Raw genomic sequence first — 23292 nt, forward strand, 5'->3', positions numbered from 1 at the left:
ATAGACATCTTGAATCCAGGTGTTAGTATTCAATAGACAGCAGTTATGAGTATGCGTGTTTCATTTCCGGCCAGGAACGCTGATGATGACAACATTACTACCCGATTTCACAGCATTTTCGTCATTCACTTCCTTCGCGGCGCGCGTTGCCTTAACGCCTGCTCGCTCAATGGCCATTGTTTTTCATTCCTTCTCATACCGGATGGAATCTCCCGCTGAATAGCTGTTCAGTGGGCTTTGTGACACGCAACGTTTGATAACAGGGATTACGGCGGGTCGAATATGGATAAGTTTAAGCGTCATCTGATGTGGTGGGGAGCGGGTGTTCTTGTGGTGGTGGCTGCGATAGCCTGGTGGACGCTGCGCCCTGCGGGAATACCGGAGGGGTTTGCAGCCAGCAACGGCAGAATTGAAGCCACCGAAGTGGATATTGCCACTAAGATTGCCGGGCGTATTGATACCATCCTCGTTTCGGAAGGGCAGTTTGTCCGTCAGGGCGAGGTGCTGGCGAAAATGGATACCCGCGTGCTGCAGGAACAGCGGCTGGAGGCGATCGCGCAAATCAAAGAAGCCGAAAGCGCGGTGGCGGCGGCGCGGGCGTTGCTGGAACAGCGGCAAAGTGAAATGCGCGCCGCGCAGTCGGTGGTAAAACAGCGTGAGGCGGAACTGCAGTCGGTCTCTAAACGTCACGTGCGTTCCCGTTCGCTATCCCAGCGAGGGGCGGTGTCCGAGCAACAACTGGATGACGATCGGGCCGCGGCAGAAAGCGCACGCGCCGCGCTGGAGTCGGCAAAGGCGCAGGTCTCTGCGGCCAAAGCGGCGATTGAAGCCGCTCGTACCAGCATCATTCAGGCGCAGACCCGCGTAGAAGCCGCGCAGGCTACCGAACGTCGCATTGCCGCTGATATTGATGACAGCGAGCTGAAAGCTCCGCGCGATGGTCGCGTACAGTATCGCGTAGCCGAACCGGGCGAAGTGCTTTCCGCGGGTGGGCGCGTGCTGAATATGGTCGATCTCAGCGATGTCTACATGACGTTCTTCTTACCTACCGAACAGGCTGGCTTACTGAAGATTGGCGGCGAAGCGCGACTGGTGCTGGATGCCGCGCCGGATCTGCGCATTCCGGCGACCATCAGCTTTGTGGCCAGCGTCGCGCAGTTCACGCCGAAAACGGTGGAAACCAGCGATGAACGGCTGAAGCTGATGTTCCGCGTCAAAGCGCGTATCCCGCCAGAGCTGTTGCAGCAGCATCTCGAGTACGTGAAAACCGGTCTGCCGGGCATGGCGTGGGTGCGTGTCGATGAAAATCGCGCCTGGCCTGACGACCTGATGGTGAGGTTGCCGCAATGACGCATCTGGCGCTGGTTCCTGTTCCTCCCGTGGCGCACCTTGACGGCGTGAGTCAGCATTACGGGAAAACGGTCGCGCTGAACAATATCACGCTGGATATTCCTGCCCGTTGCATGGTGGGGTTGATTGGCCCGGATGGCGTGGGGAAATCGAGCTTGTTGTCGCTCATCTCCGGCGCGCGGGTCATTGAACACGGTAACGTGATGGTGCTGGGCGGCGATATGCGCGACCCGCAGCACCGCCGGGATGTCTGCCCGCGCATTGCCTGGATGCCGCAGGGGCTGGGGAAAAACCTGTACCACACGCTGTCGGTATATGAGAACGTCGATTTCTTTGCCCGCCTGTTTGGTCATGATAAAGCGGAGCGCGAAGCGCGGATTACCGAGCTACTGAACAGTACCGGCCTGGCGCCGTTTCGCGATCGTCCTGCCGGGAAACTCTCGGGGGGGATGAAACAAAAACTGGGGCTGTGCTGCGCGTTGATCCACGACCCGGAGCTATTAATTCTCGATGAACCCACCACCGGGGTCGACCCCCTGTCCCGCGCTCAGTTCTGGGATCTGATTGACAGTATTCGCCAGCGCCAGACCAACATGAGCGTGCTGGTTGCGACCGCCTACATGGAAGAAGCCGAGCGCTTTGACTGGCTGGTGGCGATGAACGCCGGGGAAGTGTTAGCCACCGGGAGCGCGCAGCAGCTACGGGAACAAACCGCCAGCGACACGCTGGAGCAGGCGTTTATCGCGCTGTTACCCGAAGCCCAGCGTCAGGCGCACAAACCGGTGGTGATCCCGCCGTATCACGCTGAGCGGGAAGAGATTGCCATTGAGGCGAAAGATTTGACTATGCGCTTCGGCAAGTTCGTCGCCGTTGACCACGTTAACTTTCGCATTCCGCGCGGGGAAATCTTCGGTTTTCTCGGCTCCAATGGCTGCGGCAAATCTACCACCATGAAGATGCTCACCGGACTGCTGCCCGCAAGCGAAGGCGAGGCATGGCTGTTTGGGCAAGCGGTTGATCCGAAGAATATCGATACCCGCCGCCGGGTAGGCTATATGTCACAGGCGTTCTCGCTCTACAGCGAGCTGACCGTGCGGCAAAACCTCGAACTACACGCGCGGCTGTTCCATATCCCTGAGGCAGAAATCCCTGAGCGCGTACAAGAGATGAGCGAGCGCTTTAGCCTGACCGATGTCGAAGACGCGTTGCCCGGCGCGCTGCCGTTGGGGATCCGGCAACGCCTGTCGCTGGCGGTGGCGGTGATTCATCGCCCGGAAATGCTCATTCTTGATGAGCCGACCTCCGGGGTCGATCCGGTGGCGAGGGACATGTTCTGGCAATTGATGGTCGATTTGTCGCGGCAGGATAAAGTGACCATTTTTATCTCCACCCACTTTATGAACGAAGCGGAGCGCTGCGATCGCATGTCGCTGATGCACGCCGGAAAAGTGCTGGCCAGCGGCACGCCGCAGGAACTGGTGAAGCAGCGCGGTGCCGCCAGTCTGGAAGAGGCGTTTATCTCCTGGTTACAGGAGGCCGCAGGCCCGGCGCCGGAGACGACGCTTTCGCAAGCGGATGCGCCGGTGGTGCATGAAAATAATCAGCCGCCACGCCAGGGCTTTAGCCTGCGGCGTTTGTTCAGCTACAGCCGGCGTGAAGCGCTGGAGCTGCGACGCGATCCGGTGCGCTCCACGCTGGCGCTGATGGGGACGGTGATCCTGATGCTGATTATGGGCTACGGCATCAGTATGGATGTGGAAAACCTGCGTTTTTCGGTGCTCGATCGTGACCAGACCGTCAGTAGCCAGGCGTGGACGTTGAATCTGGCGGGGTCGCGCTATTTTATCGAGCAGCCGCCGCTCACCAGTTATGACGAACTGGACAAACGGATGCGTTCGGGAGAGGTGGCGGTAGCCATTGAAATCCCGCCCAATTTTGGCCGCGATATCGCGCGTGGAACGCCGGTGAAGATTGGCGTCTGGGTTGATGGGGCGATGCCGAGCCGCGCAGAAACGGTCAGAGGCTATGTACAGGCGATGCACCAGACCTGGCTGCAGGATGTGATGGCGCGTCAGCCCAATGCCAGTGGAAAAAACGGGCTGATGACCATCGAGACGCGCTATCGTTACAACCCGGATGTGAAGAGCCTGCCGGCGATTGTTCCGGCGGTGATCCCGCTGCTGTTGATGATGATTCCCTCCATGCTCAGCGCACTCAGTGTGGTGCGCGAAAAAGAGCTGGGGTCGATTATCAACCTGTACGTTACGCCCACCACCCGCAGCGAGTTTTTGCTCGGCAAACAGTTGCCTTACATCGTGCTGGGAATGCTGAACTTCCTGCTGCTATGTGCGCTGTCGGTGTTTGTCTTCGGCGTCCCACATAAGGGCAGCTTTTTAACGCTGACGCTGGCCGCGCTGCTGTACGTCACCATTGCTACCGGACTGGGCTTGTTAATCTCTACGTTTATGAAAAGCCAGATCGCCGCCATTTTTGGTACGGCGATTATTACGCTGATCCCGGCGACGCAGTTTTCCGGGATGATCGATCCGGTGGCCTCGTTGGAAGGGCCGGGACGCTGGATTGGTGAAATTTATCCGACCAGCCATTTTCTGACCATTGCGCGCGGGACGTTCTCTAAAGCGCTGGATCTGGCGGATCTTTGGCAGCTATTTATCCCGCTGGCAATCGCCATTCCGGTAGTGGTTGGTCTGAGCGTATTACTGCTGAAAAAACAGGAGGGGTGATGCGCCGATTACGCAATATTTATAACCTTGGCATCAAAGAGTTACGCAGTCTGCTGGGTGACAAAGCGATGCTGACGCTGATCGTTTTCGCCTTCACGATTTCGGTTTACTCCTCCGCAACTGTCCTGCCGGGGTCGCTGCATCTGGCGCCGATTGCCATCGCGGATATGGACCAGTCGCAGTTGTCGAACCGGATTGTGAACAGCTTTTATCGCCCGTGGTTTTTGCCGCCGGAGATGATCACCGCCGATGAGATGGATGCCGGGCTGGATGCCGGTCGCTACACCTTCGCCGTGAACATTCCGCCTGATTTTCAGCGTGATGTGCTGGCCGGGCGACAGCCGGATATCCAGGTCAACGTCGATGCCACGCGGATGAGCCAGGCCTTCACCGGCAACAGCTATATCCAGAATATCATTAGCGGTGAAGTGAATAGTTTTGTGGCGCGTTACCGCGACAATAATGAGCCGCCGGTGGCGCTGGAAATGCGCATGCGCTTTAACCCCAATCTGGAGCCAGCCCGCTTTGGCGCGGTAATGGCGATCATCAACAACATCACTATGCTGGCGATTGTGCTTACCGGGTCGGCGCTGATCCGCGAGCGCGAACATGGGACCATTGAGCACCTGCTGGTGATGCCGGTGACACCGTTTGAGATAATGATGGCGAAAATCTGGTCGATGGGACTGGTGGTGCTGGTGGTTTCCGGTCTGTCGCTGATGCTGATGGTAAAAGGCGTGCTCGGGGTGCCAATTGAAGGCTCGATACCGCTGTTTATGCTGGGCGTGGCGCTGAGCCTGTTCGCCACCACCTCGATCGGCATTTTTATGGGTACGCTGGCGCGTTCCATGCCGCAACTGGGGCTGCTGATGATTCTGGTGCTACTGCCGTTACAGATGCTCTCCGGCGGCTCCACGCCGCGTGAAAGCATGCCGCAGGCGGTGCAGGATATTATGCTGACCATGCCGACCACCCACTTTGTCAGCCTCGCGCAGGCGATACTTTATCGCGGGGCGGGGTTTAGCATCGTCTGGCCGCAGTTCCTGACGCTGCTGGCGATTGGCGGTGCGTTCTTCCTGATAGCGCTGCTGCGTTTTCGCAAGACTATTGGCACAATGGCGTAAACGGTTGACTTCATTTCTTGACTGCATTGTGTACTGTTATAATATGACTTCAAAGGATGAAGTCATAAGGACATGCGATGAAGGAAAAGGTGTTGTCTTTACGCAAAAAGCAAAAGAACACGCTGGATCAGCTTTTTAAAGCGCCTACGCCGCAGGGAATCAAGTGGTCGGAAATCGAGTCACTGATTAAGGCATTAGGTGGCGAAATCAAAGAAGGGCGAGGTTCGCGATGTAAATTTCTTTTAAATAAGAGCATTGCGAGTTTTCATCGACCACATCCTTCTCCGGATACAGATAAAGGCGCGGTCGAAAACGTACGTGACTGGTTAACAAGTATAGGGGTAAAACCATGATCAAACCCAAAACGCCAAACTCAATGGAAATCGCTGGGCAACCTGCGGTGATTAATTATGTCCCTGAGCTTAATGCGTTCCGCGGTAAGTTCCTGGGTTTATCAGGCTATTGTGATTTTGTTGCTGACAGCATTCAGGGGCTGCAAAAAGAGGGGGAGATTTCCTTACGCGAGTATCTGGATGATTGCTCTGCCGCAGGGATAGAGCCCTATGCTCACCCGGAAAAGCTGAAGACATTTACGCTACGCTACCCAGAGTCATTCGGAGAACGTTTAAGTTTTGCGGCAGCGGAAGAACAGGTATCAGTGAATACCTGGATTATCGAAACGCTTAGTAAAAGCCTGAAACAGGCATAGCTGCTGGCTGATTCAACGATTATTGCCGGATGGCGGCTATGTCTTATCCGGCCTACAAACGAGAACGGGTGTAGGCCGGGCAAGCGCAGCGCCTCCGGCAACGAAACAGGCAATCACTCTTCTTTCGGCAGGCACTGCAAATGACCGTGGCGTACGCCGCGCTGGGAAATGACGTCATCGGCAAAATGCTGTACATCGCCCATGTCGCCTTTCAGCACGGCGATTTCCAGGCAGTCGTCATGGTTGATATGCACATGTAATGTGGCGACCGATAAATCATGGTGGTGGTGCTGGGTGGAAACAATACGGCTCGCCAGGTCGCGCTTCTCATGCTCATAAACATACGAGAGTACCGCGAAGCCCTGGGTGCCGTGCTCCTGGGTGGTTTCTTGCGCCAGCGCCCCGCGCAGAATATCGCGGATCGCTTCGGAACGGTTGTTGTAGCCACGGCGCTGGCTCAGGCCGTCGAGCGTTTCCAGTAAATCGTCATCGAGGGTAATGGTGACTCGTTGCATCTGCAATTAACCTTTCATGTGGCGCGTTGACGCACAGAGAATGCGGGAATTAGCGTATTTTGTAACACACGTTCGGCCTCTGGGGAAAAGGTTAATGCTCCCGCAATAAACGCAGTAGCGTGCTCACCTGCTCATCCAGCGGCGCGAGAGTATCTTTAACGATCAGATGCAGCGGCGTGGCGCGGCGAGCGCCATGGCTTAACGGCAGCGGACGTAAAAGCCCCTGGGCCAATTGCGTCTGAATACGCTCCTCAGGCAGCCAGCCGTAACCGACTTGATACATCACTGCATCAATCGCGGCATCAATGGTAGAGAAGGTCCAGGCATCGCGAACCGGTTGCTGCGGGTTGTCGCGATCGGCAATGCGAATCAGTGGCCACGCGCGTAATGCCTCTTCATCCAGCGGCGCATTCAGCGTGCAGAGTGGGTGATCGCGATGGGCAACGGCCACGAAGTCAATGTTCATCAGCCATTCACCACGCCCGGTCACATCCTGACGCCGGGTCAGGACCATTACGTCCGCATCGGCATGCGCTGCCAGCCTGTCGTCTGCATTTTCCAGTACCTCGGTCAGCCGCACCTGCGTTTGCGGCCACGCCTGCTGAAACTGTTTGAGGATTGCGAACAGGCGTCTGCGTGGGAAGATGCTATCGACCAGCAAATCCAGCCGTGTTCGTGTGCCGTTTTGCAGCGTTGCTGCCCGGGTCTCCACCCATAAAAAGGCCTTCAGTAACGGTTTGACCTGAGCTAGCAACAGCTCGCCCGCCGGGGTCAACACCGCCCTGCGGCCTTCCGGCGTCAGCAGCGTCACGCCGAGTCGCTCCTGCAATAGCGCCAGATTGTAGCTTACCGATGACTGGCTACGGTTGGTCTCTTCCGCGGCTTTCGCAAAGCTGCCCAGTTCCACCACTTTCTCCAACAGGGCCCATTGCTCAAGGGTTGTTTTGTGCATAACTCATCTAAAAATTGAATGAATATGATGTAAACATAGCGTTATTAATCCAATTTTTGAAGCGTTAAGATCCTCGCATCAAGTAAGAGGAGAACGAATATGAGCGCTTTTGATAAACATGATTTGAGCGGATTTGTCGGCAAACATCTGGTCTATACCTACGATAATGGCTGGAATTACGAGATTTACGTAAAAAATGAGACCACGCTGGATTACCGCATCCACAGCGGTATTGTGGGTAATCGTTGGGTGAAAGATCAGCGGGCATATATTGTGCGGGTAGGGGCGAGTGTTTATAAAATTTCCTGGACCGAACCGACCGGGACCGACGTCAGCCTGATCGTAAACCTGGGTGACAAACTCTTTCACGGCACCATCTTTTTCCCGCGCTGGGTGATCAACAATCCGGAAAAAACGGTGTGCTTCCAGAATGATCATATTCCGCTGATGATGTCGTATCGCGATGCGGGTCCGGCGTATCCAACCGAGGTGATTGATGAGTTCGCGACCATCACCTTCGTGCGCGACTGCGGGGCAGATAATGACGACGTGATTGCCTGCGCGGCGAGTGAGTTGCCGAAAAACTTCCCGGAAAATTTACGCTAAGGCTTCCAGACGCTGCACGGCGTCGGCGGTCAGGGTAAATGGCGTGGGGGTGCACACCGCCAGGCTCAGGGTATCGATCTGGCACTGGCTGACGGAGAGTGAGGAGGTCAGCGCGGTGCTATCGACGCTGACGATTTGCCAGGCGCTGCCGCCACGCTGTTTTACTATGGCTTCTTTGCGCGTCCAGATGCGCCAGAACGCCGCCAGCTGTTGCTCCGGGCGTTCGGCTTCAACTTCAGCATGTTCCCCAAGACTGAATACCGTATTTGCCAGCGACTGCCAGTTATCGCGGGGGCGAATAACTTCAATATCGCAGCCGACTTCCCCTTCGTCACTGAGCAGCAGGACGATGTCATCGCCGCTATGGCTGAGATTGAACCACAGCGGCGTATCAGCGGGAAAAGCGGGTTTTCCTTGCTCGCCGTAGACAATGTCCGGCAATGGCGAAAGGGCATGGGAAAGCAGCACACGGCCAGCCAGCCAGCGTGCCCGGCGAGCACCTTGCGGCGCTTGCTCTTTCATCGCGGCAGGCAGTTCGCCAGCGCTTAAAACAGAAACTTTCCCAAGAACGAGCTGATACATATCAGGACTAACCTTTAGTAATAATGGGGTTGTGTATCATTCTTCACGCGCCATTTGCAAGTTTATCCCGGTAATCGACTTTTGGGCCTGCCAGGTCCGAGCAAAATTGCCAGTTTGCTGCCGCCTTTGGTGGTTTCCATCCAGATTTTACACACGCTGGTTAATGGCACGGAGAGTAACATGCCGACCGGGCCGAGCAGCCATCCCCATACCAACAGGGAGAGAAAGACGATCAGCGTCGATAATCCCAGGCGGTGCCCCATCATACGGGGTTCGAGAATATTACCAATCACCATATGCACGACCAGAAACAGCGCGCCAACCAGCACGCATTCGTAAATGCCGTTGAACAGCAGCGCCTGAATCATGGGCGGGACGGCGGAAATGACCGAGCCAATGTTGGGCACGTAGTTTAGCAGGAATGCCAGCACGCCCCACATCAGAGCAAACTGAATCCCCATCAACGCCAGCCCCAGCCAGACAATGGCGCCGGTCCATAAGCTGAGCAACGTTTTCAGCGCCAGATAGTGTGAAACGCCTTTCAGCGCCCGATGCAGCCCCGCAATATGAATTTGCGGATTGTTTAACGCGAAGCGCAGCTTATAGGGAACGTGGCGCACTTCAAACAGCATAAAGACGACCGTCATTACCAACAGGACGACGCTGGCCATGGCGCCGGAAAGACTCGTCATTAGCGTGGTGGTGAAGGTCATCAGTTTGTCGGAGTCCATACGCTGCAACATGCGCTCCGGGGACATATGCAGGTTCAGAAAGGGGACCATTTCTTGCAGATACAGAACTTTGCGCGTCAGTTCCTTATTGTATTTTGGCAGCATGGCCATGAACTCAGTGATCGACGATGCCAGCACGCCAACCAGCGCCGTAAGAACAATCAGCATTACCACGACCACTAACGTAATGGCTACCGGGCGACGCACCCCTCGGCGAATAAACCAGGTGACCAGCGGGTTCAATACGATGGCAAAAAAGAGCGCCAGCAACAGTTGCACAATGATATCCGCCGCGGCATGGATGCCCGCGAGGATCACCACCAAAGCGGCCAGTTTGAGCAGAATATGCATACCCGTTTTATCGGGCTGAGCGGTTGTCATGTTTTCTTCCTGTTTGCGTTTTTGCATTAAGTGTAGCGGTTGGCTTGCGTCTGTTATTCCTAAACTGGCTGCTGATTTATGGTCTGCAACATGGTAGAAATGAAACACTGTTGTGAAAATGTGGTGACCTTCCATGCCCGAACCCGTCGCTGAACCGACGTTAAGCGGTTTGCGCCTTAATCTGCGCATTGTTTCGGTGGTGATGTTTAACTTCGCCAGCTATCTGACCATCGGCCTGCCGCTCGCGGTATTACCCGGCTATGTCCATGATGTGATGGGATTTAGCGCCTTCTGGGCGGGACTGGTCATCAGCCTGCAATATTTCGCCACGCTGCTGAGCCGCCCTCATGCCGGTCGCTATGCCGATCTGCTGGGGCCGAAAAAAATCGTGGTATTCGGACTGTGCGGCTGCTTTTTAAGTGGCCTGGGTTACCTGCTGGCAGGCTCAACCCAAGGTTGGCCGCTGGTAAGTTTGTTGCTGTTATGCATCGGGCGGGTGATTCTGGGCATCGGGCAAAGCTTTGCCGGCACCGGCTCTACGCTATGGGGCGTGGGAGTTGTTGGCTCAATGCATATCGGACGGGTGATTTCGTGGAACGGCATCGTGACCTATGGCGCGATGGCGATAGGTGCCCCGCTGGGCGTATTGTGTTACGCCTGGGGTGGCTTACAGGGACTGGCGCTGACCGTGATGGGCGTGGCGCTGCTGGCGATACTTTTGGCGCTCCCTCGACCGGCGGTGAAGGCCAGCAAAGGCAAGCCGTTACCGTTTCGCGCTGTGCTTGGGCGCGTTTGGTTGTACGGGATGGCGCTGGCGCTGGCCTCCGCCGGATTTGGCGTGATCGCCACCTTTATCACGCTGTTTTATGATGCTAAAGGCTGGGACGGCGCAGCTTTTGCGCTGACGCTTTTTAGCTGTACATTTGTGGGTACTCGCTTGTTATTCCCAAATGGTATCAACCGGTTAGGTGGGCTCAATGTCGCGATGATCTGCTTTAGCGTCGAGATTGTTGGACTGCTGCTGGTGGGCATGGCCTCCATGCCGTGGATGGCTAAAATCGGCGTTCTGCTGGCAGGTGCCGGGTTCTCGTTGGTCTTCCCGGCGCTGGGCGTGGTGGCGGTAAAAGCCGTCCCGCAGCAAAATCAGGGTGCCGCGCTGGCGACCTATACGGTGTTTATGGATTTATCGCTGGGCGTTACCGGGCCGCTGGCCGGGCTGGTCATGACGTGGGCGGGCGTACCGATTATCTACCTGGCGGCGGCCGGGCTGGTGGCGGTGGCGTTATTGCTGACCTGGCGGCTAAAAAAACGGCCTCAGGTGGCGTCACCGGAGGCCGAGTCATCGTCTTAACCGTTACTGGATAACCAGCGTGTTAATGATGTTTTCTGCGGTCGTTTGCGCTTTTTGCTGATCGTCAGCAGGCAGCGTAATTTGCAGCGTCAGCAGTTGGTTGTCCACTTTACCCAGCACCACGGAAGAGTAAGCGGTCTGGCCTTTGGCCGAGATGATGCTGTCTAACTGTTGCAGCGTGTGGCCTTTCAGCTCAATAGATTTATTGGTGACGACCTGCAACTGCGGGTCGCGGCTACGCTGCTGATCTTCCAGACGTTTTGCCAGTACGGCAAGATCTTCGTTGGTATTGTCGCCGACAATCACAATCACCGCTTTCTGGCCGGTTGCGTCAGAATATACGTGCATATTGTTTGCCTGGGTACCCAGCTTGCCGCTCTGATCGGTCATATCCGCTGGCAGGGAAAAACTGAGTTTGCCGTCCAGCAGGCTGACCGGTTGTCCGGTGGCGCTACTCTCTGCGGCAGCACCTTCTGCTGGCGCTTTTGTATCGCTATTATCACAGGCCGCAAGCCCCATAACCAGCAGGCCAATACCGACATATTTAACCAGATTGCGCATTGACTTCTTCCTTTCGATAAACGGCCATAACGGCTCATTCGACCATCTTATCACAACTCGGAAAATGAACCTTTAACTCGTCTGCAATGCAGATATTTCAGATTTATCTGCCAACCTTTTCAGTAACATATTCAGCAGCACGCCGTACATCGGCAGGAAGAAAATAATGCTGATCAGTACTTTGAAGCAGTAGTCTACCAGCGCGATTTCCATCCAGTGCTCGGCCATAAAGGCATCCGGGCTGCGCCAGAAAGCGATAAAGAAAAAGGCCAACGTATCGCTGATGTTGCCAAACAGCGTGGAAGCCGTCGGCGCCAGCCACCAGCGACGGCTCTGACGCAGGCGGTTAAAGACATGTACATCCAGAATCTGTCCCAGCGCGTAAGCCATAAAGCTGGCGGCGGCGATACGGGCGACAAACAGGTTAAAGTGCAGCAGCGCGCCGAATCCCTGCCACGATCCCATATAGAACAGTGATGAAACAACATAGGAGATCAGCAGCGCGGGGATCATCACCGCAAAGATGATACGTCGTGCCAACGGCGCGCCAAAAATACGCACGGTCAGGTCGGTCGCGAGGAAAATAAACGGAAAGCTAAAAGCGCCCCATGTGGTATGGAAACCAAAAATGGAGATCGGTAGCTGTACCAGATAGTTGCTGGAGGTGATCACCAGCAGATGAAATAGCGATAGCCAAAACAACGCTTTTACGCGCTGAGATTGTGTAAACGGAGTCATATTGTGACCTTTTTGTTGGATGGGGTGAGGGAACCCAATAAAAAACCGTCGCATGATACTGCTTTAAGAGCACATTGCAATGGTTGTTTTTCACGCAATCGTTAACCTGATTGGCTTACGCCACAACAGAGCGTAAAATAACGCCGTTTTTGCATGAATGAGACTACGATGAGCGATCTGTTTACCTCTCCCGACCATACGCTTGATGCCCAGGGACTACGCTGCCCGGAACCTGTAATGATGGTGCGTAAAACCGTGCGCGGTATGCAGGCGGGTGAAACGCTGCTGATTGTCGCCGACGATCCGGCGACAACCCGCGACATTCCCGGCTTCTGTACCTTTATGGAGCATGAACTGGTAGCCAAAGAGACCGACTCGCTGCCGTACCGCTATTTAGTGCGCAAAGGTCATTAAGCGAAGCGCCATCCGGCCTACAAAGACGGTGTAACCTGTAGGCCGGATAAGGCAACGCCGCATCCGGCACACTCATTATCCTTTACGCAACAACCGCAGCGCGTTCGCGGTCACCAGCACCGTCGCCCCCGTATCAGCCAGCACCGCCAGCCACAGTCCGGTTATACCGAGCAGCGTGGTGATGAGGAAAATCCCCTTCAAACCCAGCGCAATCGCAATGTTCTGGCGAATATTGGCGTGGGTGGCGCGCGCCAGTTGAATCATTTGCACCAGACCACTCAGACGGTTGTGGGTCAGGGCGGCATCGGCGGTTTCCAGCGCGACGTCGGTTCCGCTACCCATGGCAATGCCGATGGTCGCCGCTTTCATCGCCGGGGCGTCGTTGATGCCGTCGCCGACCATTGCCAGCGGCGACTGTTGGTTGAGAGAGGTAACGGCTCGCACCTTATCCTCCGGCAATAACCCCGCTTTGAATTCCAGACCCAGCTCCCCGGCAATGGCTGCTGCCGCGCGTGGGTTATCGCCGGTCAGGATCACGCCTTTCACGCCGATCTGATTGAGCTCGCTGATGGCAGTGCGGGCGTCGTCGCGCAACGTATCCTGTAGGCCCAGTACACCGAGAACGGTATCGTTACGTAGCACCAGCACCACCGTCTGGCCCGCGCTTTCCAGCTCGCTTATCTGTCCGGTAAAGGCATCGGCAGGCTGCTTACCGGCGGCGCAAATCAGCACGCGCTCGCCGTTGACCAGCGCTTCTATTCCGGAACCAACCAGCGCCCGCTGTTCTTTCGCGACAGGAATAGTCAGCTCGCGCGTTTGCGCTTCCCGAACAATCGCCTGCGCCAGTGGGTGCGTCGCGCCTTGCTCTACCGCCGCTGCCAGCGCCAGCAGTTCAGCCTCATTTATACCGCTTGCCGGATGAATCACCGTCACGCGCGGTTTACCGATGGTCAGGGTGCCGGTTTTATCAAACGCCACCTGCGTGACTCTGCCCAACTGTTCCAGCGCGGCGCCGCCTTTGATTAATGCGCCACGACGCGCCGCGGCGGCAAGACCAGAGGTAATCGCTGCGGGAGTTGAGATAACCAGCGCGCACGGGCAGCCAATCAGCAACAGCGTCAGTCCTTTATAAATCCACTCCTGCCAGGAGCCGGCAAACAGCAGCGGCGGGACGAGGGTAACCAGCAGCGCAACCGCCATAATAGCGGGGGTATAAATTCGGCTGAAACGGTCAATAAAGCGCTCAATGGGGGCGCGGCGTTCTTCCGCTTCTTCAATCAGCTTCAGAATGCGATCGATAGCGCTGGCGCCCGGCTCGGAGAGCACTTCCAGCGTAACCAGACGATCCACGCTGGTGGCCCCCGCCGGGACTTTCTCGCCGGTGGCGCGTTCAACCGGGATCGATTCGCCGGTCAGGGCGCTTTCATCAAAGCTGGCAAAACCGGAGACCAGCTTACCGTCGGCGGGTAAACGTCCACCGGCGGCAACTTCAATAACATCGCCAGGCCGGAGCGTATTGATTGCGACCTCTTCGCGTTCGCCATTACGCAGGCGCGTGGCGGTTTCTGGCTTGAGTGCCATCAATGCGCTGACACCTTTGCGGGCGCGGCTGGCGGCCCACCCTTCCAGGCGCTCGCCAATTAAAAACAGCAGTAGCACCATGGCGGCTTCCGCCGTCGCGCCGATAAACAGTGCGCCAATCGCGGCCACGCTCATCAACGTTTCAATGGCGAAGTAGCTGCCGGTTTTCATCAGACGCAGGGCCTGGCGGGCAATGGGATACAGGCCGACCAGCGTGGTGGCGATAAACGCTATCTGACCGAAAGGATGATTGAACTGTTCCAGCCCCCAGCTAATCGCCATCATGATTATCAGCGAAATCAGCGGCAGGTTCTCTTTCAGCCGTGATTCGGGGGCGGCTTCCGGCGCTTGTTCATCGCGCAGGGTATAACCTGCCTTTTGTACCGCGCTTTCAACTTGCTGACGGATATCAGAACCCGCGTCGACGACCAGTTTTTCGGTGGCGAACAGCACCTGGACCTGGTTGACGCCGCTCACCTGGCGGACCGCATTTTCCACTTTTCGGGCGCAGGCGGCACAGTCCATTCCTGCCACTTTCCAGGAATAACGGGTGCCCATTACGCTTTCGGATACGGTGGTTGGGGTGGAGCAACTTCCTTCGCAGCAGCAGTCGTCCGCCTTTTTTGGGGCTGGCGCTGGCTTGAATGAAGAAAATTGTGGGGCTTTTTTGCCAGGGGCATCGGGCGTCGACATGGCATCCTCCGGTTAATAATCATTTCGTATTAACCGAAGGATACACTCTGGAGTCGACTCCAGAGTCAAGCGATATTAGAGATACAACGAACGAACAATCAGGAAATGTCCGGCGAAGTAGCAGGCGGCGGCAATGGCGTTATCGGCGCGGAAGCGGCGGCGATAATGGCTACCCAGCCAGACAAAATTGCCGATGAACAATAATGAGGCGCCGAGGAATGCCGACAGCGCGGGGCCAGTGGGACGGAAGAACCACAGTTCGCCCGCCATCCAGACCATCATCAGCGTGATGCCGATAAAAGTACAGATGGCTAAACGCAGCTCTTCCAGCCGTGTCCAGATGATGGCGATCAGCAACGCCCCCAGCACCACCAATACCAATGGCAAAGGCCAGAAGAACGACAGCGTCATTTGGCTGGCGAAGTAGATGGTATACAGCAGGTGCGAGAGGAAAAACGCCCCCACGGCGTAGAGCAGACGTTGGCGCGGCAACAGCGTCAGCGCATCGCCCAGCAGTGAGGCAAGCAGCCCTGCCAGCACCAGATAGCTGATGGCGTTAAACATTGGCGCCTGCCAGGCCAGCAGCGCCAGCAGGAGTAAAGTGAGGGGTTTAAAGACCCAGCGTTGCCAGGCGGGCCCACGATAGGAAGCATCCACGAACAACCATGCGGAAAGGCAGACAGCGATAAACGACCAAAGCATCTTAGTTCCTTGAATTCGTTATTTTTTCGTAAGCGGGGTGCTTACGGCTCTATTGTTCAGTGTAGAGGTCGACACTGCCAGATGACAACACCATAACAGGCAATGTATGCTTATTTCCGCATTTTCTGATGGGTTAATACTATGAGCAAACCGCCACTTTTTTTCATTGTTATCATTGTCTTAATTGTTGTCGCCGCATCGTTTCGCTTTGTCCAGCAGCGGCGTGAAAAAGCGGATAACGATGCAGCACCGCTGGTGCAAAAGCAGGTGGTAGTGAGTAATAAGCGGGAAAAACCACTTAACGATCGGCGATCCCGTCAACAGGAAGTGAGCCCGGCAGGAACCAGCATGCGCTATGAAGCCAGCTTTAAGCCGCAAAGCGGCGGTCTGGAGCAGACGTTTCGCCTGGATGCCCGGCAGTACCATGCGCTAACGGTCGGAGACAAGGGCACGCTGAGTTACAAAGGTTCGCGTTTTATTGATTTTACGGCTGAACGCTAAGGTTTCATCTGACTGATGCCGGATGGCGGTTACGCCTTATCCGGCCTACAAATTTTGTCGCCCCGGCTCGCAACGCGCCGCCGGGCGAAAACATCCCAGTTACTTCTTCAACTGGTCCTTAATCTTCTTCTGCCAGACCAGCAGCTCAAAGACGCCGAACAGGAAAATGCGGATTTTCTCCCCGCTGGTCATCTGCGGGCCATCTTTTGGCATGGTGCTTTTTAGCAGCGCCAATTGCATGCCGTGCATCAGCACCATAAAGATCAGCGCGACGTTAACGAAGATGTTAAGCGGGCGTGGGAAGGGTTGGAAAATATTCAGTAATAAAAATGCCCAGACGCACAGCATCAACAGACGTCCCAGATTAATTAGCATCGTGCTCTCCTTGTGCTTCACGTTGATACAGGCGGTAGGCGACCTGTCCTGCCACTTTTTCACGGTATAGCGACCAGTTTACCGGAACCGGCGGCAGGCCGTTTTCGACTTCGCTCTCAACGTAAATATACGCTTCATCTGCCAGCCAACCATGGGTTTCCAGAAGCGTTAAAGTTTCTTCCAGTAATCCTTTGCGAAACGGCGGATCAACGAACACCACGTTATGCGGCGTACCAGGTTGGGCCAGAAACGCCAGCGTATTGGTGTTGACGACGCGGGCATGATTTGCCTTCAGCGTAGCAAGATTCTTTTGCAACTGCTGCGATACCGCGCGATCCATCTCCAGAAGCGTCGCATTTGCCGCATAGCGAGAGAGCGCTTCCAGCCCCAACGCGCCGCTGCCGGCGAAGCAGTCCAGGCACTGTGAATCGACCATTATCGGGGCCAACCAGTTAAATAAGGTTTCGCGTACGCGGTCAGTGGTCGGGCGCAGGCCGGGGCTGTCCGGAACCGGGAGTTTACGGCCACGCCATTGCCCGCCAATAATGCGGATCTGGCCGCTACCAGAGTGATTCGGTTTTTTCATTTCTATTATTGCTCAATCCGCCTATAGCATGTCATTCCAGGCGGTGATGTGAGTTAAGTTAATCCTTCGCCTTTCAAGTTACCTCTTCGTTGGCTGCACTTACTCACCCGAATCACTTACTAAAAGTAAGCTCATCGGGATTCGTGCGCTTGCCGCCTTGACGTAACTCGAAATTCATTGGGTATAAGTGATAGACTATTTCATCATTTTTTTAGCTGCTATGTACATAGCGTTGACGCTGTGCCATGAAGCAACAGCGGGGGAGTGTAGTCGCAAATGGCGAAAGAGAAAAAACGTGGCTTTTTTTCCTGGCTGGGCTTTGGTCAAAAAGAGCAGGCACCGGAAAACGAGACAGAACTAAAAAACGAAGAACAACAACCGGTTGCTGAAGAAACTACCGTCGTTGACGAACAGCCGCGCGCCGAGGAAACCCGTAGCGAGGCACAAACACAAGCCTTTGCTGCTGAAGTTGTTGAAGTCACGGAACAAGTTGCTGAAATCGAAAAACTGCAGCCGGAAGCAGCGCCTGTTGCCGGGCAACCGCAGCCGGAGGCTGAGGCGGTTGCTGAATCCACTGTTGAACCTGAAGTGGAAACCCCTGCGGCGGCAGTTATCGAACGCGAAGAATTGCCGCTGCCGGAAGAGGTGAAAACCGCAGATGTTTCTGCCGAAGAGTGGCAGGCTGAAGCGGAAACTGTCGAAATCGTCGAGGCGGTTGAAGAAGAAGCCGAAAACGAACCGCAACTGACTGACGAAGAACTGGAAGCGCAGGCCCTGGCTGCCGAGGCGGCGGAAGAAGCCGTCATGGTGGTGCCGGTTGAAGAACTTTCCGTTGAAAAACCGGTAGAAGAAGAGGCGGTCCAGGAGCAGGAAAAACCAACTAAAGAAGGTTTCTTTGCGCGTCTGAAACGCAGTCTGCTGAAAACAAAAGAAAACCTCGGTTCCGGATTTATCAGTCTGTTCCGCGGTAAAAAGATCGACGATGATCTGTTTGAAGAGCTGGAAGAGCAGTTGCTGATTGCGGATGTGGGCGTAGAAACGACCCGTAAGATTATTGCGAATCTGACGGAAGGTGCCAGCCGCAAGCAGCTCAAAGATGCAGAAGCGCTGTATGGCCTGCTGAAAGATGAGATGGGCGAGATCCTGGCGAAGGTTGATGAGCCGCTGAACGTCGAGGGTAAAACGCCATTTGTTATCTTAATGGTTGGCGTAAACGGCGTGGGTAAAACGACTACCATTGGTAAGCTGGCGCGTCAGTTTGAGCAGCAGGGTAAAACGGTGATGCTGGCGGCAGGCGATACCTTCCGTGCGGCAGCGGTAGAGCAGTTGCAGGTCTGGGGTCAGCGTAACAATATCCCGGTGATTGCGCAGCATACCGGTGCGGATTCCGCCTCCGTTATCTTTGATGCCATCCAGGCCGCGAAGGCACGTAACGTAGACGTGCTGATCGCTGATACCGCAGGGCGTTTGCAGAACAAATCGCACCTGATGGAAGAACTGAAAAAAATCGTTCGCGTTATGAAGAAGCTCGACGAAGAGGCGCCGCATGAAGTTATGCTGACTATCGACGCCAGTACCGGGCAGAATGCGATAAGCCAGGCCAAACTGTTCCATGAAGCGGTGGGCTTAACCGGTATCACCCTGACCAAGCTGGACGGTACAGCGAAGGGTGGGGTCATCTTCTCGGTTGCCGATCAGTTTGGCATCCCTATCCGCTATATTGGTGTGGGCGAACGTATCGAGGATTTACGTCCGTTTAAAGCGGACGATTTTATAGAGGCACTTTTTGCCCGAGAGGATTAACAATGATTCGCTTTGAACATGTCAGCAAGGCCTATCTCGGTGGGAGACAAGCGCTGCAGGGAGTGACCTTCCATATGCAGCCTGGCGAGATGGCGTTTCTGACCGGCCACTCTGGTGCGGGTAAAAGTACCCTGCTGAAGCTGATCTGTGGAATTGAACGGCCCAGCGCCGGGAAAATCTACTTCAGCGGGCATGACATCAGCCGTTTGAAAAACCGTGAAGTGCCGTTTCTGCGTCGTCAGATTGGCATGATTTTTCAGGATCACCACCTGTTGATGGACAGAACCGTATTTGACAACGTGGCAATCCCGCTGATCATCGCGGGCGCCAGCGGGGACGATATTCGTCGTCGCGTGTCAGCGGCACTGGATAAGGTCGGGCTGTTGGACAAAGCGAAAAACTTCCCGATTCAGCTCTCTGGCGGTGAACAACAGCGCGTGGGTATCGCCCGCGCGGTGGTGAATAAACCTGCGGTACTGCTGGCGGATGAACCGACGGGGAACCTGGATGACGCGCTGTCGGAAGGGATCCTGCGCCTGTTCGAAGAGTTTAACCGCGTCGGGGTCACGGTATTAATGGCCACGCATGACATTGGACTGATCTCCCGTCGCTCCTACCGCCAGCTGGTCCTGAGTGATGGACACCTGCATGGAGGCCTGGCGCATGAATAGACGTGACGCTATCAATCAAATCAAACAGTTCGGTGGCCGACTGGATCGTTTTCGTAAATCAGGCGGCGCGCCGGGTGACGGTGGTCGCAATGCGCCAAAACGAGCGAAAGCCGCGCCAAAACCGAACTCACGTAAAACCAACGTTTTTAACGAGCAGGTGCGCTATGCGTTCCATGGCGCGTTGCAGGACTTGAAAAGTAAGCCGTTGGCGACGTTCCTCACGGTAATGGTGATCGCCATCTCCCTGACGCTGCCAAGCGTGTGCTACATGGTTTATAAAAACGTAAACCAGGCGGCAAGCCAGTATTATCCTTCGCCGCAAATCACCGTCTATCTGCAAAAAACGCTGGATGATGACGCGGCGGCGCGGGTGGTTGGTCAGTTGCAGGCCGAACAGGGCGTTGAGAAAGTAAATTATCTTTCCCGCGAAGATGCGCTGGGCGAATTCCGTAACTGGTCCGGTTTTGGCGGCGCGCTGGACATGCTGGAAGAGAACCCGCTTCCTGCCGTAGCGGTAGTTATCCCGAAACTGGACTTCCAGGGGACGGAGTCGCTGAACACCCTGCGCGACCGTATTGCACAAATCAACGGTATTGATGAAGTGCGAATGGATGACAGCTGGTTTGCTCGTCTGGCGGCGCTGACGGGACTCGTGGGGCGCGTATCCGCGATGATTGGCGTGCTGATGGTGGCGGCGGTCTTCCTCGTCATTGGTAACAGCGTGCGCCTGAGTATTTTTGCGCGTCGCGATACCATTAACGTGCAGAAGCTGATTGGCGCAACCGACGGATTTATCCTGCGCCCATTCCTTTACGGCGGCGCGCTGCTCGGTTTTTCCGGTGCATTTCTTTCACTGATTTTGTCAGAAATTTTGGTGATGCGTCTGTCGTCAGCGGTGACTGAAGTGGCGCAGGTATTTGGAACTAAGTTTGATATCAATGGTTTATCATTCGACGAGTGCCTGTTGTTACTGCTGGTGTGCTCAATGATCGGCTGGGTGGCAGCCTGGCTTGCCACGGTTCAACATTTACGCCACTTTACCCCCGATTAAAAAATCTCTGGTATAATCTTTCCCTGCACTGAGTAGTTCGCTCTGCAGGGAAAGAGTCCCTGTTATCTCTTCCCGGCGTATTCATTGTGATGTCACATTTTGTGCGTAATCTATACACATTACGACATGGAACTTGTGGATAAAATCACTGTCTGATAAAAGATTGAATGATATTCTCGTTGCTCATAAGCTCTGGCATGGTTGTTGCTACTGGTTTTTGTTAATTAGTTTTTGCCAACGCGCCAGATGAAAAGATTGAGAGGATTTGAATGACCAAAGAAATGCAAAATTTAGCTTTAGCCCCTGTTGGTAACCTGGAGTCTTACATCCGGGCTGCGAACGCGTGGCCGATGTTGTCGGCTGACGAGGAGCGGGCGCTGGCTGAAAAGCTGCATTACCAGGGCGATCTGGAAGCAGCTAAAACGCTGATCCTGTCTCACCTGCGCTTTGTTGTTCATATTGCTCGTAACTACGCGGGCTATGGCCTGCCGCAGGCGGATCTGATTCAGGAAGGTAATATCGGCCTGATGAAAGCCGTGCGCCGTTTCAACCCGGAAGTGGGTGTGCGCTTGGTTTCTTTCGCCGTGCACTGGATCAAAGCTGAGATCCATGAATACGTTCTGCGTAACTGGCGTATCGTGAAAGTCGCGACCACTAAAGCACAGCGTAAGCTGTTCTTTAACTTGCGTAAAACCAAGCAGCGTCTGGGTTGGTTCAACCAGGACGAAGTTGAAATGGTGGCTCGTGAGCTGGGTGTTTCCAGCAAAGACGTGCGCGAAATGGAATCCCGTATGGCGGCGCAGGACATGACGTTTGATATGTCTTCAGACGACGAGTCTGACAGCCAGCCGATGGCGCCGGTTCTGTATCTGCAGGATAAATCCTCTAACTTTGCCGATGGCATTGAAGAAGATAACTGGGAAGATCAGGCCGCGAACAAACTGACTCACGCAATGGAAGGTCTGGACGAACGTAGCCAGGATATCATCCGCGCCCGTTGGCTGGACGAAGACAACAAGTCGACGTTGCAGGAACTGGCCGATCGCTACGGCGTTTCCGCTGAACGTGTTCGTCAGCTTGAAAAGAACGCCATGAAAAAACTGCGCGCGGCGATCGAAGCGTAATCTTCGCGCATTGCCAATGAACCCTCGAATGTGAATTCGGGGGTTTTGTTTTTTGTAGGCCGGATAAGGCGTTTACGCTGCCATCCGGCAACACCTTTGCCCGATGGCGCTTTGCTTATCGGGCCTACGACCTTTCCTCCCCTCCCCAGACACGAATTTGTTATCTGGATGTAAATTTAGCTATTCCAAAATAATAAAAATCGGGTATGTTTTAGCAGAGTATGCTGCTAAAGCACGGGTGGCTATCCAATAATCGAAATAAAGTGCTGAACAACAACATCACAACACACGTAATAACCACAATAATGGGGATTGTCAGGATGAATATGAAGGGTAAAGCGTTATTGGCAGGATGTATCGCCCTGTCTTTGAGCAATATGGCGTTTGCTAAGGATATTAAAGTGGCCGTTGTCGGCGCAATGTCCGGTCCGGTAGCGCAGTATGGCGATCAGGAGTTTACTGGCGCAGAGCAGGCGATTGCGGATATCAACGCCAAGGGCGGGGTGAAAGGTGACAAACTGGTCGTGGTGAAATATGACGATGCCTGTGACCCGAAACAAGCGGTAGCGGTCGCGAACAAAGTGGTCAACGACGGGATTAAATACGTTATCGGCCATCTGTGCTCATCGTCTACCCAGCCCGCGTCAGATATCTATGAAGATGAAGGCATTCTGATGATCACCCCGGCAGCGACGGCGCCGGAGCTGACCGCGCGTGGTTATAAGCTGGTGATGCGCACCACCGGCCTGGATTCCGATCAGGGGCCAACTGCCGCCAAATACATTCTGGAAAAAGTGAAGCCGCAACGCATTGCCATCATTCACGATAAGCAGCAGTACGGCGAAGGTCTGGCGCGTGCGGTGCAGGACGGCCTGAAGAAAGGCAACGCCAACGTGGTGTTCTTTGACGGGATTACCGCCGGTGAAAAAGACTTCTCGACGCTGGTAGCACGCCTGAAGAAAGAGAATATCGATTTCGTTTACTACGGTGGTTATCACCCGGAAATGGGGCAGATCCTGCGTCAGTCTCGTGCCGCAGGTCTGAAAACCCAGTTTATGGGTCCGGAAGGGGTAGCGAACGTGTCGCTGTCTAACATTGCGGGTGAGTCTGCGGAAGGCTTACTGGTAACCAAGCCGAAGAACTACGACCAGGTGCCAGCGAACAAACCGATTGTGGATGCTATCAAGGCCAAGAAACAGGATCCGAGTGGCGCATTCGTGTGGACCACTTACGCCGCGCTGCAATCCTTGCAGGCCGGTCTGAACCAGTCTGACGATCCGGCTGAAATTGCCAAGTACCTGAAAGCAAACTCAGTAGAAACCGTAATGGGGCCGCTGTCCTGGGACGAGAAGGGCGATCTGAAAGGCTTCGAATTCGGCGTGTTTGACTGGCATGCTAATGGTACGGCGACCGACGCCAAGTAATTGAGTGCCGGGTGGCGGCTTCG

Annotated in this window: 24 protein-coding genes; 14 read left to right on the forward strand and 10 right to left on the reverse strand. The window is 55.1% G+C overall.

Annotated elements, in window-relative coordinates:
• Positions 1–282: 282 nt before the first annotated feature.
• The 5 genes from OOJ59_RS07395 (at position 283) to OOJ59_RS07415 (ending at position 5927) form a co-directional block, all read left to right on the forward strand.
• The gene (locus OOJ59_RS07395; RefSeq protein ID WP_069323767.1) at positions 283–1350 is read left to right on the forward strand and encodes an HlyD family secretion protein; all 1068 of its coding nucleotides are present in this window, start codon (positions 283–285) and stop codon (positions 1348–1350) included.
• Complete coding sequence (gene rbbA, locus OOJ59_RS07400) at positions 1347–4094, forward strand: ribosome-associated ATPase/putative transporter RbbA (RefSeq protein ID WP_160955343.1); 2748 nt, start codon at positions 1347–1349, stop codon at positions 4092–4094. Before OOJ59_RS07395 ends, rbbA begins: the two co-directional genes overlap by 4 nt.
• On the forward strand, positions 4094–5218 hold the full coding sequence (locus OOJ59_RS07405; protein WP_038635040.1) for an ABC transporter permease: 1125 nt from the start codon (positions 4094–4096) through the stop codon (positions 5216–5218). Before rbbA ends, OOJ59_RS07405 begins: the two co-directional genes overlap by 1 nt.
• A gap of 77 nt (positions 5219–5295) precedes the next feature.
• Positions 5296–5571 carry a type II toxin-antitoxin system HicA family toxin gene (locus OOJ59_RS07410; protein WP_003837806.1) on the forward strand — a complete coding sequence of 92 codons (276 nt, stop codon included), beginning with the start codon at positions 5296–5298 and terminating at the stop codon, positions 5569–5571.
• The gene (locus OOJ59_RS07415; protein WP_087856264.1) at positions 5568–5927 is read left to right on the forward strand and encodes a type II toxin-antitoxin system HicB family antitoxin; all 360 of its coding nucleotides are present in this window, start codon (positions 5568–5570) and stop codon (positions 5925–5927) included. Before OOJ59_RS07410 ends, OOJ59_RS07415 begins: the two co-directional genes overlap by 4 nt.
• 113 nt (positions 5928–6040) lie before the next feature.
• Here OOJ59_RS07415 and nikR read toward each other — a convergent pair whose 3' ends face one another.
• A complete protein-coding gene (nikR, locus tag OOJ59_RS07420) occupies positions 6041–6442 on the reverse strand; it encodes a nickel-responsive transcriptional regulator NikR (protein WP_006687486.1) in 402 nt (133 codons plus the stop codon).
• 91 nt (positions 6443–6533) lie between these two features.
• A complete protein-coding gene (locus OOJ59_RS07430; RefSeq protein WP_160955342.1) occupies positions 6534–7394 on the reverse strand; it encodes a LysR family transcriptional regulator in 861 nt (286 codons plus the stop codon).
• A 99-nt stretch (positions 7395–7493) separates the two neighbouring features.
• On the opposite strand from OOJ59_RS07430, the gene OOJ59_RS07435 reads away from it, so the two are divergent.
• Positions 7494–8000, forward strand: coding sequence for a phenolic acid decarboxylase (locus OOJ59_RS07435; RefSeq protein ID WP_038635035.1), 507 nt, complete (start codon positions 7494–7496; stop codon positions 7998–8000).
• Here the strand turns inward: OOJ59_RS07435 and acpT are convergent.
• Both acpT and OOJ59_RS07445 read right to left on the reverse strand, forming a co-directional pair.
• Complete coding sequence (gene acpT, locus OOJ59_RS07440) at positions 7992–8582, reverse strand: 4'-phosphopantetheinyl transferase AcpT (RefSeq protein WP_038635032.1); 591 nt, start codon at positions 8580–8582, stop codon at positions 7992–7994. The two genes, OOJ59_RS07435 and acpT, sit on opposite strands and share 9 nt — an antisense overlap.
• Before the next feature lie 62 nt (positions 8583–8644).
• Positions 8645–9694 (reverse strand): AI-2E family transporter, encoded by a 1050-nt coding sequence (locus OOJ59_RS07445; RefSeq protein ID WP_032940622.1) that lies wholly within the window; start codon positions 9692–9694, stop codon positions 8645–8647.
• Positions 9695–9827: 133 nt separating this feature from the next.
• Between OOJ59_RS07445 and OOJ59_RS07450 the strand changes: the two genes are divergently transcribed.
• Entirely contained in the window at positions 9828–11045 is a 1218-nt protein-coding gene (locus tag OOJ59_RS07450; RefSeq protein ID WP_159121647.1) for an MFS transporter, read from the forward strand.
• 3 nt (positions 11046–11048) lie between these two features.
• Here the strand turns inward: OOJ59_RS07450 and OOJ59_RS07455 are convergent, their stop codons facing one another.
• The gene (locus tag OOJ59_RS07455) at positions 11049–11606 is read right to left on the reverse strand and encodes a DcrB family lipoprotein (protein WP_016154847.1); all 558 of its coding nucleotides are present in this window, start codon (positions 11604–11606) and stop codon (positions 11049–11051) included.
• A gap of 72 nt (positions 11607–11678) precedes the next feature.
• Positions 11679–12344 carry a 7-cyano-7-deazaguanine/7-aminomethyl-7-deazaguanine transporter gene (locus OOJ59_RS07460; protein WP_038635023.1) on the reverse strand — a complete coding sequence of 222 codons (666 nt, stop codon included), beginning with the start codon at positions 12342–12344 and terminating at the stop codon, positions 11679–11681.
• Positions 12345–12512: 168 nt separating this feature from the next.
• On the opposite strand from OOJ59_RS07460, the gene tusA reads away from it, so the two are divergent.
• Complete coding sequence (tusA, locus tag OOJ59_RS07465) at positions 12513–12758, forward strand: sulfurtransferase TusA (RefSeq protein WP_038635021.1); 246 nt, start codon at positions 12513–12515, stop codon at positions 12756–12758.
• A gap of 75 nt (positions 12759–12833) precedes the next feature.
• Here the strand turns inward: tusA and zntA are convergent, their stop codons facing one another.
• Positions 12834–15032: a Zn(II)/Cd(II)/Pb(II) translocating P-type ATPase ZntA gene (zntA, locus tag OOJ59_RS07470; RefSeq protein WP_160955341.1), complete on the reverse strand. Its 2199-nt coding sequence runs from the start codon at positions 15030–15032 to the stop codon at positions 12834–12836.
• 75 nt (positions 15033–15107) lie between these two features.
• Entirely contained in the window at positions 15108–15734 is a 627-nt protein-coding gene (locus OOJ59_RS07475; protein ID WP_038635015.1) for a lysoplasmalogenase, read from the reverse strand.
• Between the two features lie 141 nt (positions 15735–15875).
• On the opposite strand from OOJ59_RS07475, the gene OOJ59_RS07480 reads away from it, so the two are divergent.
• Positions 15876–16235 carry a DUF2500 domain-containing protein gene (locus OOJ59_RS07480; RefSeq protein WP_038635012.1) on the forward strand — a complete coding sequence of 120 codons (360 nt, stop codon included), beginning with the start codon at positions 15876–15878 and terminating at the stop codon, positions 16233–16235.
• Positions 16236–16334: 99 nt separating this feature from the next.
• Here OOJ59_RS07480 and OOJ59_RS07485 read toward each other — a convergent pair whose 3' ends face one another.
• Together OOJ59_RS07485 and rsmD are read right to left on the reverse strand one after the other, a co-directional pair.
• Positions 16335–16610 (reverse strand): DUF1145 family protein, encoded by a 276-nt coding sequence (locus OOJ59_RS07485; protein WP_042311836.1) that lies wholly within the window; start codon positions 16608–16610, stop codon positions 16335–16337.
• Positions 16600–17196, reverse strand: a complete 597-nt coding sequence (gene rsmD / locus OOJ59_RS07490; protein WP_160955340.1) for a 16S rRNA (guanine(966)-N(2))-methyltransferase — start codon at positions 17194–17196, stop codon at positions 16600–16602. Before rsmD ends, OOJ59_RS07485 begins: the two co-directional genes overlap by 11 nt.
• Before the next feature lie 276 nt (positions 17197–17472).
• Between rsmD and ftsY the strand changes: the two genes are divergently transcribed.
• From ftsY to livJ, 5 genes are all read left to right on the forward strand, one after another.
• Entirely contained in the window at positions 17473–18999 is a 1527-nt protein-coding gene (ftsY, locus tag OOJ59_RS07495) for a signal recognition particle-docking protein FtsY (protein ID WP_160955339.1), read from the forward strand.
• Positions 19000–19001: 2 nt separating this feature from the next.
• Positions 19002–19670, forward strand: coding sequence for a cell division ATP-binding protein FtsE (ftsE, locus tag OOJ59_RS07500; protein ID WP_006687468.1), 669 nt, complete (start codon positions 19002–19004; stop codon positions 19668–19670).
• Positions 19663–20721 (forward strand): permease-like cell division protein FtsX, encoded by a 1059-nt coding sequence (gene ftsX / locus OOJ59_RS07505; RefSeq protein WP_038635001.1) that lies wholly within the window; start codon positions 19663–19665, stop codon positions 20719–20721. The genes ftsE and ftsX overlap by 8 nt, the downstream gene beginning before the upstream one ends.
• A 269-nt stretch (positions 20722–20990) precedes the next feature.
• Positions 20991–21845, forward strand: a complete 855-nt coding sequence (gene rpoH, locus OOJ59_RS07510) for an RNA polymerase sigma factor RpoH (RefSeq protein ID WP_038634997.1) — start codon at positions 20991–20993, stop codon at positions 21843–21845.
• A gap of 320 nt (positions 21846–22165) precedes the next feature.
• Positions 22166–23269, forward strand: coding sequence for a branched chain amino acid ABC transporter substrate-binding protein LivJ (gene livJ / locus OOJ59_RS07515; protein ID WP_139815584.1), 1104 nt, complete (start codon positions 22166–22168; stop codon positions 23267–23269).
• The last annotated feature ends 23 nt before the right edge of the window (positions 23270–23292 follow it).

Source organism: Citrobacter sp. W9 (assembly GCF_026719375.1).
Lineage (GTDB): Bacteria > Pseudomonadota > Gammaproteobacteria > Enterobacterales > Enterobacteriaceae > Citrobacter > Citrobacter werkmanii.

What these genes read in the sequence shown, in the direction of transcription:
- OOJ59_RS07475 (WP_038635015.1), bottom strand. Translation starts at nt 15,734, where the DNA reads ATGCTTTGGTCGTTTATCGCTGTCTGCCTTTCCGCATGGTTGTTCGTG.
- zntA (WP_160955341.1), bottom strand. Translation starts at nt 15,032, where the DNA reads ATGTCGACGCCCGATGCCCCTGGCAAAAAAGCCCCACAATTTTCTTCA.
- ftsY (WP_160955339.1), top strand. Translation starts at nt 17,473, where the DNA reads ATGGCGAAAGAGAAAAAACGTGGCTTTTTTTCCTGGCTGGGCTTTGGT.
- OOJ59_RS07410 (WP_003837806.1), top strand. Translation starts at nt 5,296, where the DNA reads ATGAAGGAAAAGGTGTTGTCTTTACGCAAAAAGCAAAAGAACACGCTG.
- OOJ59_RS07460 (WP_038635023.1), bottom strand. Translation starts at nt 12,344, where the DNA reads ATGACTCCGTTTACACAATCTCAGCGCGTAAAAGCGTTGTTTTGGCTA.
- nikR (WP_006687486.1), bottom strand. Translation starts at nt 6,442, where the DNA reads ATGCAACGAGTCACCATTACCCTCGATGACGATTTACTGGAAACGCTC.
- OOJ59_RS07395 (WP_069323767.1), top strand. Translation starts at nt 283, where the DNA reads ATGGATAAGTTTAAGCGTCATCTGATGTGGTGGGGAGCGGGTGTTCTT.
- rsmD (WP_160955340.1), bottom strand. Translation starts at nt 17,196, where the DNA reads ATGAAAAAACCGAATCACTCTGGTAGCGGCCAGATCCGCATTATTGGC.
- OOJ59_RS07435 (WP_038635035.1), top strand. Translation starts at nt 7,494, where the DNA reads ATGAGCGCTTTTGATAAACATGATTTGAGCGGATTTGTCGGCAAACAT.
- OOJ59_RS07455 (WP_016154847.1), bottom strand. Translation starts at nt 11,606, where the DNA reads ATGCGCAATCTGGTTAAATATGTCGGTATTGGCCTGCTGGTTATGGGG.
- OOJ59_RS07445 (WP_032940622.1), bottom strand. Translation starts at nt 9,694, where the DNA reads ATGACAACCGCTCAGCCCGATAAAACGGGTATGCATATTCTGCTCAAA.
- rbbA (WP_160955343.1), top strand. Translation starts at nt 1,347, where the DNA reads ATGACGCATCTGGCGCTGGTTCCTGTTCCTCCCGTGGCGCACCTTGAC.
- OOJ59_RS07485 (WP_042311836.1), bottom strand. Translation starts at nt 16,610, where the DNA reads ATGCTAATTAATCTGGGACGTCTGTTGATGCTGTGCGTCTGGGCATTT.
- OOJ59_RS07405 (WP_038635040.1), top strand. Translation starts at nt 4,094, where the DNA reads ATGCGCCGATTACGCAATATTTATAACCTTGGCATCAAAGAGTTACGC.
- OOJ59_RS07450 (WP_159121647.1), top strand. Translation starts at nt 9,828, where the DNA reads ATGCCCGAACCCGTCGCTGAACCGACGTTAAGCGGTTTGCGCCTTAAT.
- ftsE (WP_006687468.1), top strand. Translation starts at nt 19,002, where the DNA reads ATGATTCGCTTTGAACATGTCAGCAAGGCCTATCTCGGTGGGAGACAA.
- rpoH (WP_038634997.1), top strand. Translation starts at nt 20,991, where the DNA reads ATGACCAAAGAAATGCAAAATTTAGCTTTAGCCCCTGTTGGTAACCTG.
- OOJ59_RS07480 (WP_038635012.1), top strand. Translation starts at nt 15,876, where the DNA reads ATGAGCAAACCGCCACTTTTTTTCATTGTTATCATTGTCTTAATTGTT.
- tusA (WP_038635021.1), top strand. Translation starts at nt 12,513, where the DNA reads ATGAGCGATCTGTTTACCTCTCCCGACCATACGCTTGATGCCCAGGGA.
- livJ (WP_139815584.1), top strand. Translation starts at nt 22,166, where the DNA reads ATGAATATGAAGGGTAAAGCGTTATTGGCAGGATGTATCGCCCTGTCT.
- acpT (WP_038635032.1), bottom strand. Translation starts at nt 8,582, where the DNA reads ATGTATCAGCTCGTTCTTGGGAAAGTTTCTGTTTTAAGCGCTGGCGAA.
- ftsX (WP_038635001.1), top strand. Translation starts at nt 19,663, where the DNA reads ATGAATAGACGTGACGCTATCAATCAAATCAAACAGTTCGGTGGCCGA.
- OOJ59_RS07430 (WP_160955342.1), bottom strand. Translation starts at nt 7,394, where the DNA reads ATGCACAAAACAACCCTTGAGCAATGGGCCCTGTTGGAGAAAGTGGTG.
- OOJ59_RS07415 (WP_087856264.1), top strand. Translation starts at nt 5,568, where the DNA reads ATGATCAAACCCAAAACGCCAAACTCAATGGAAATCGCTGGGCAACCT.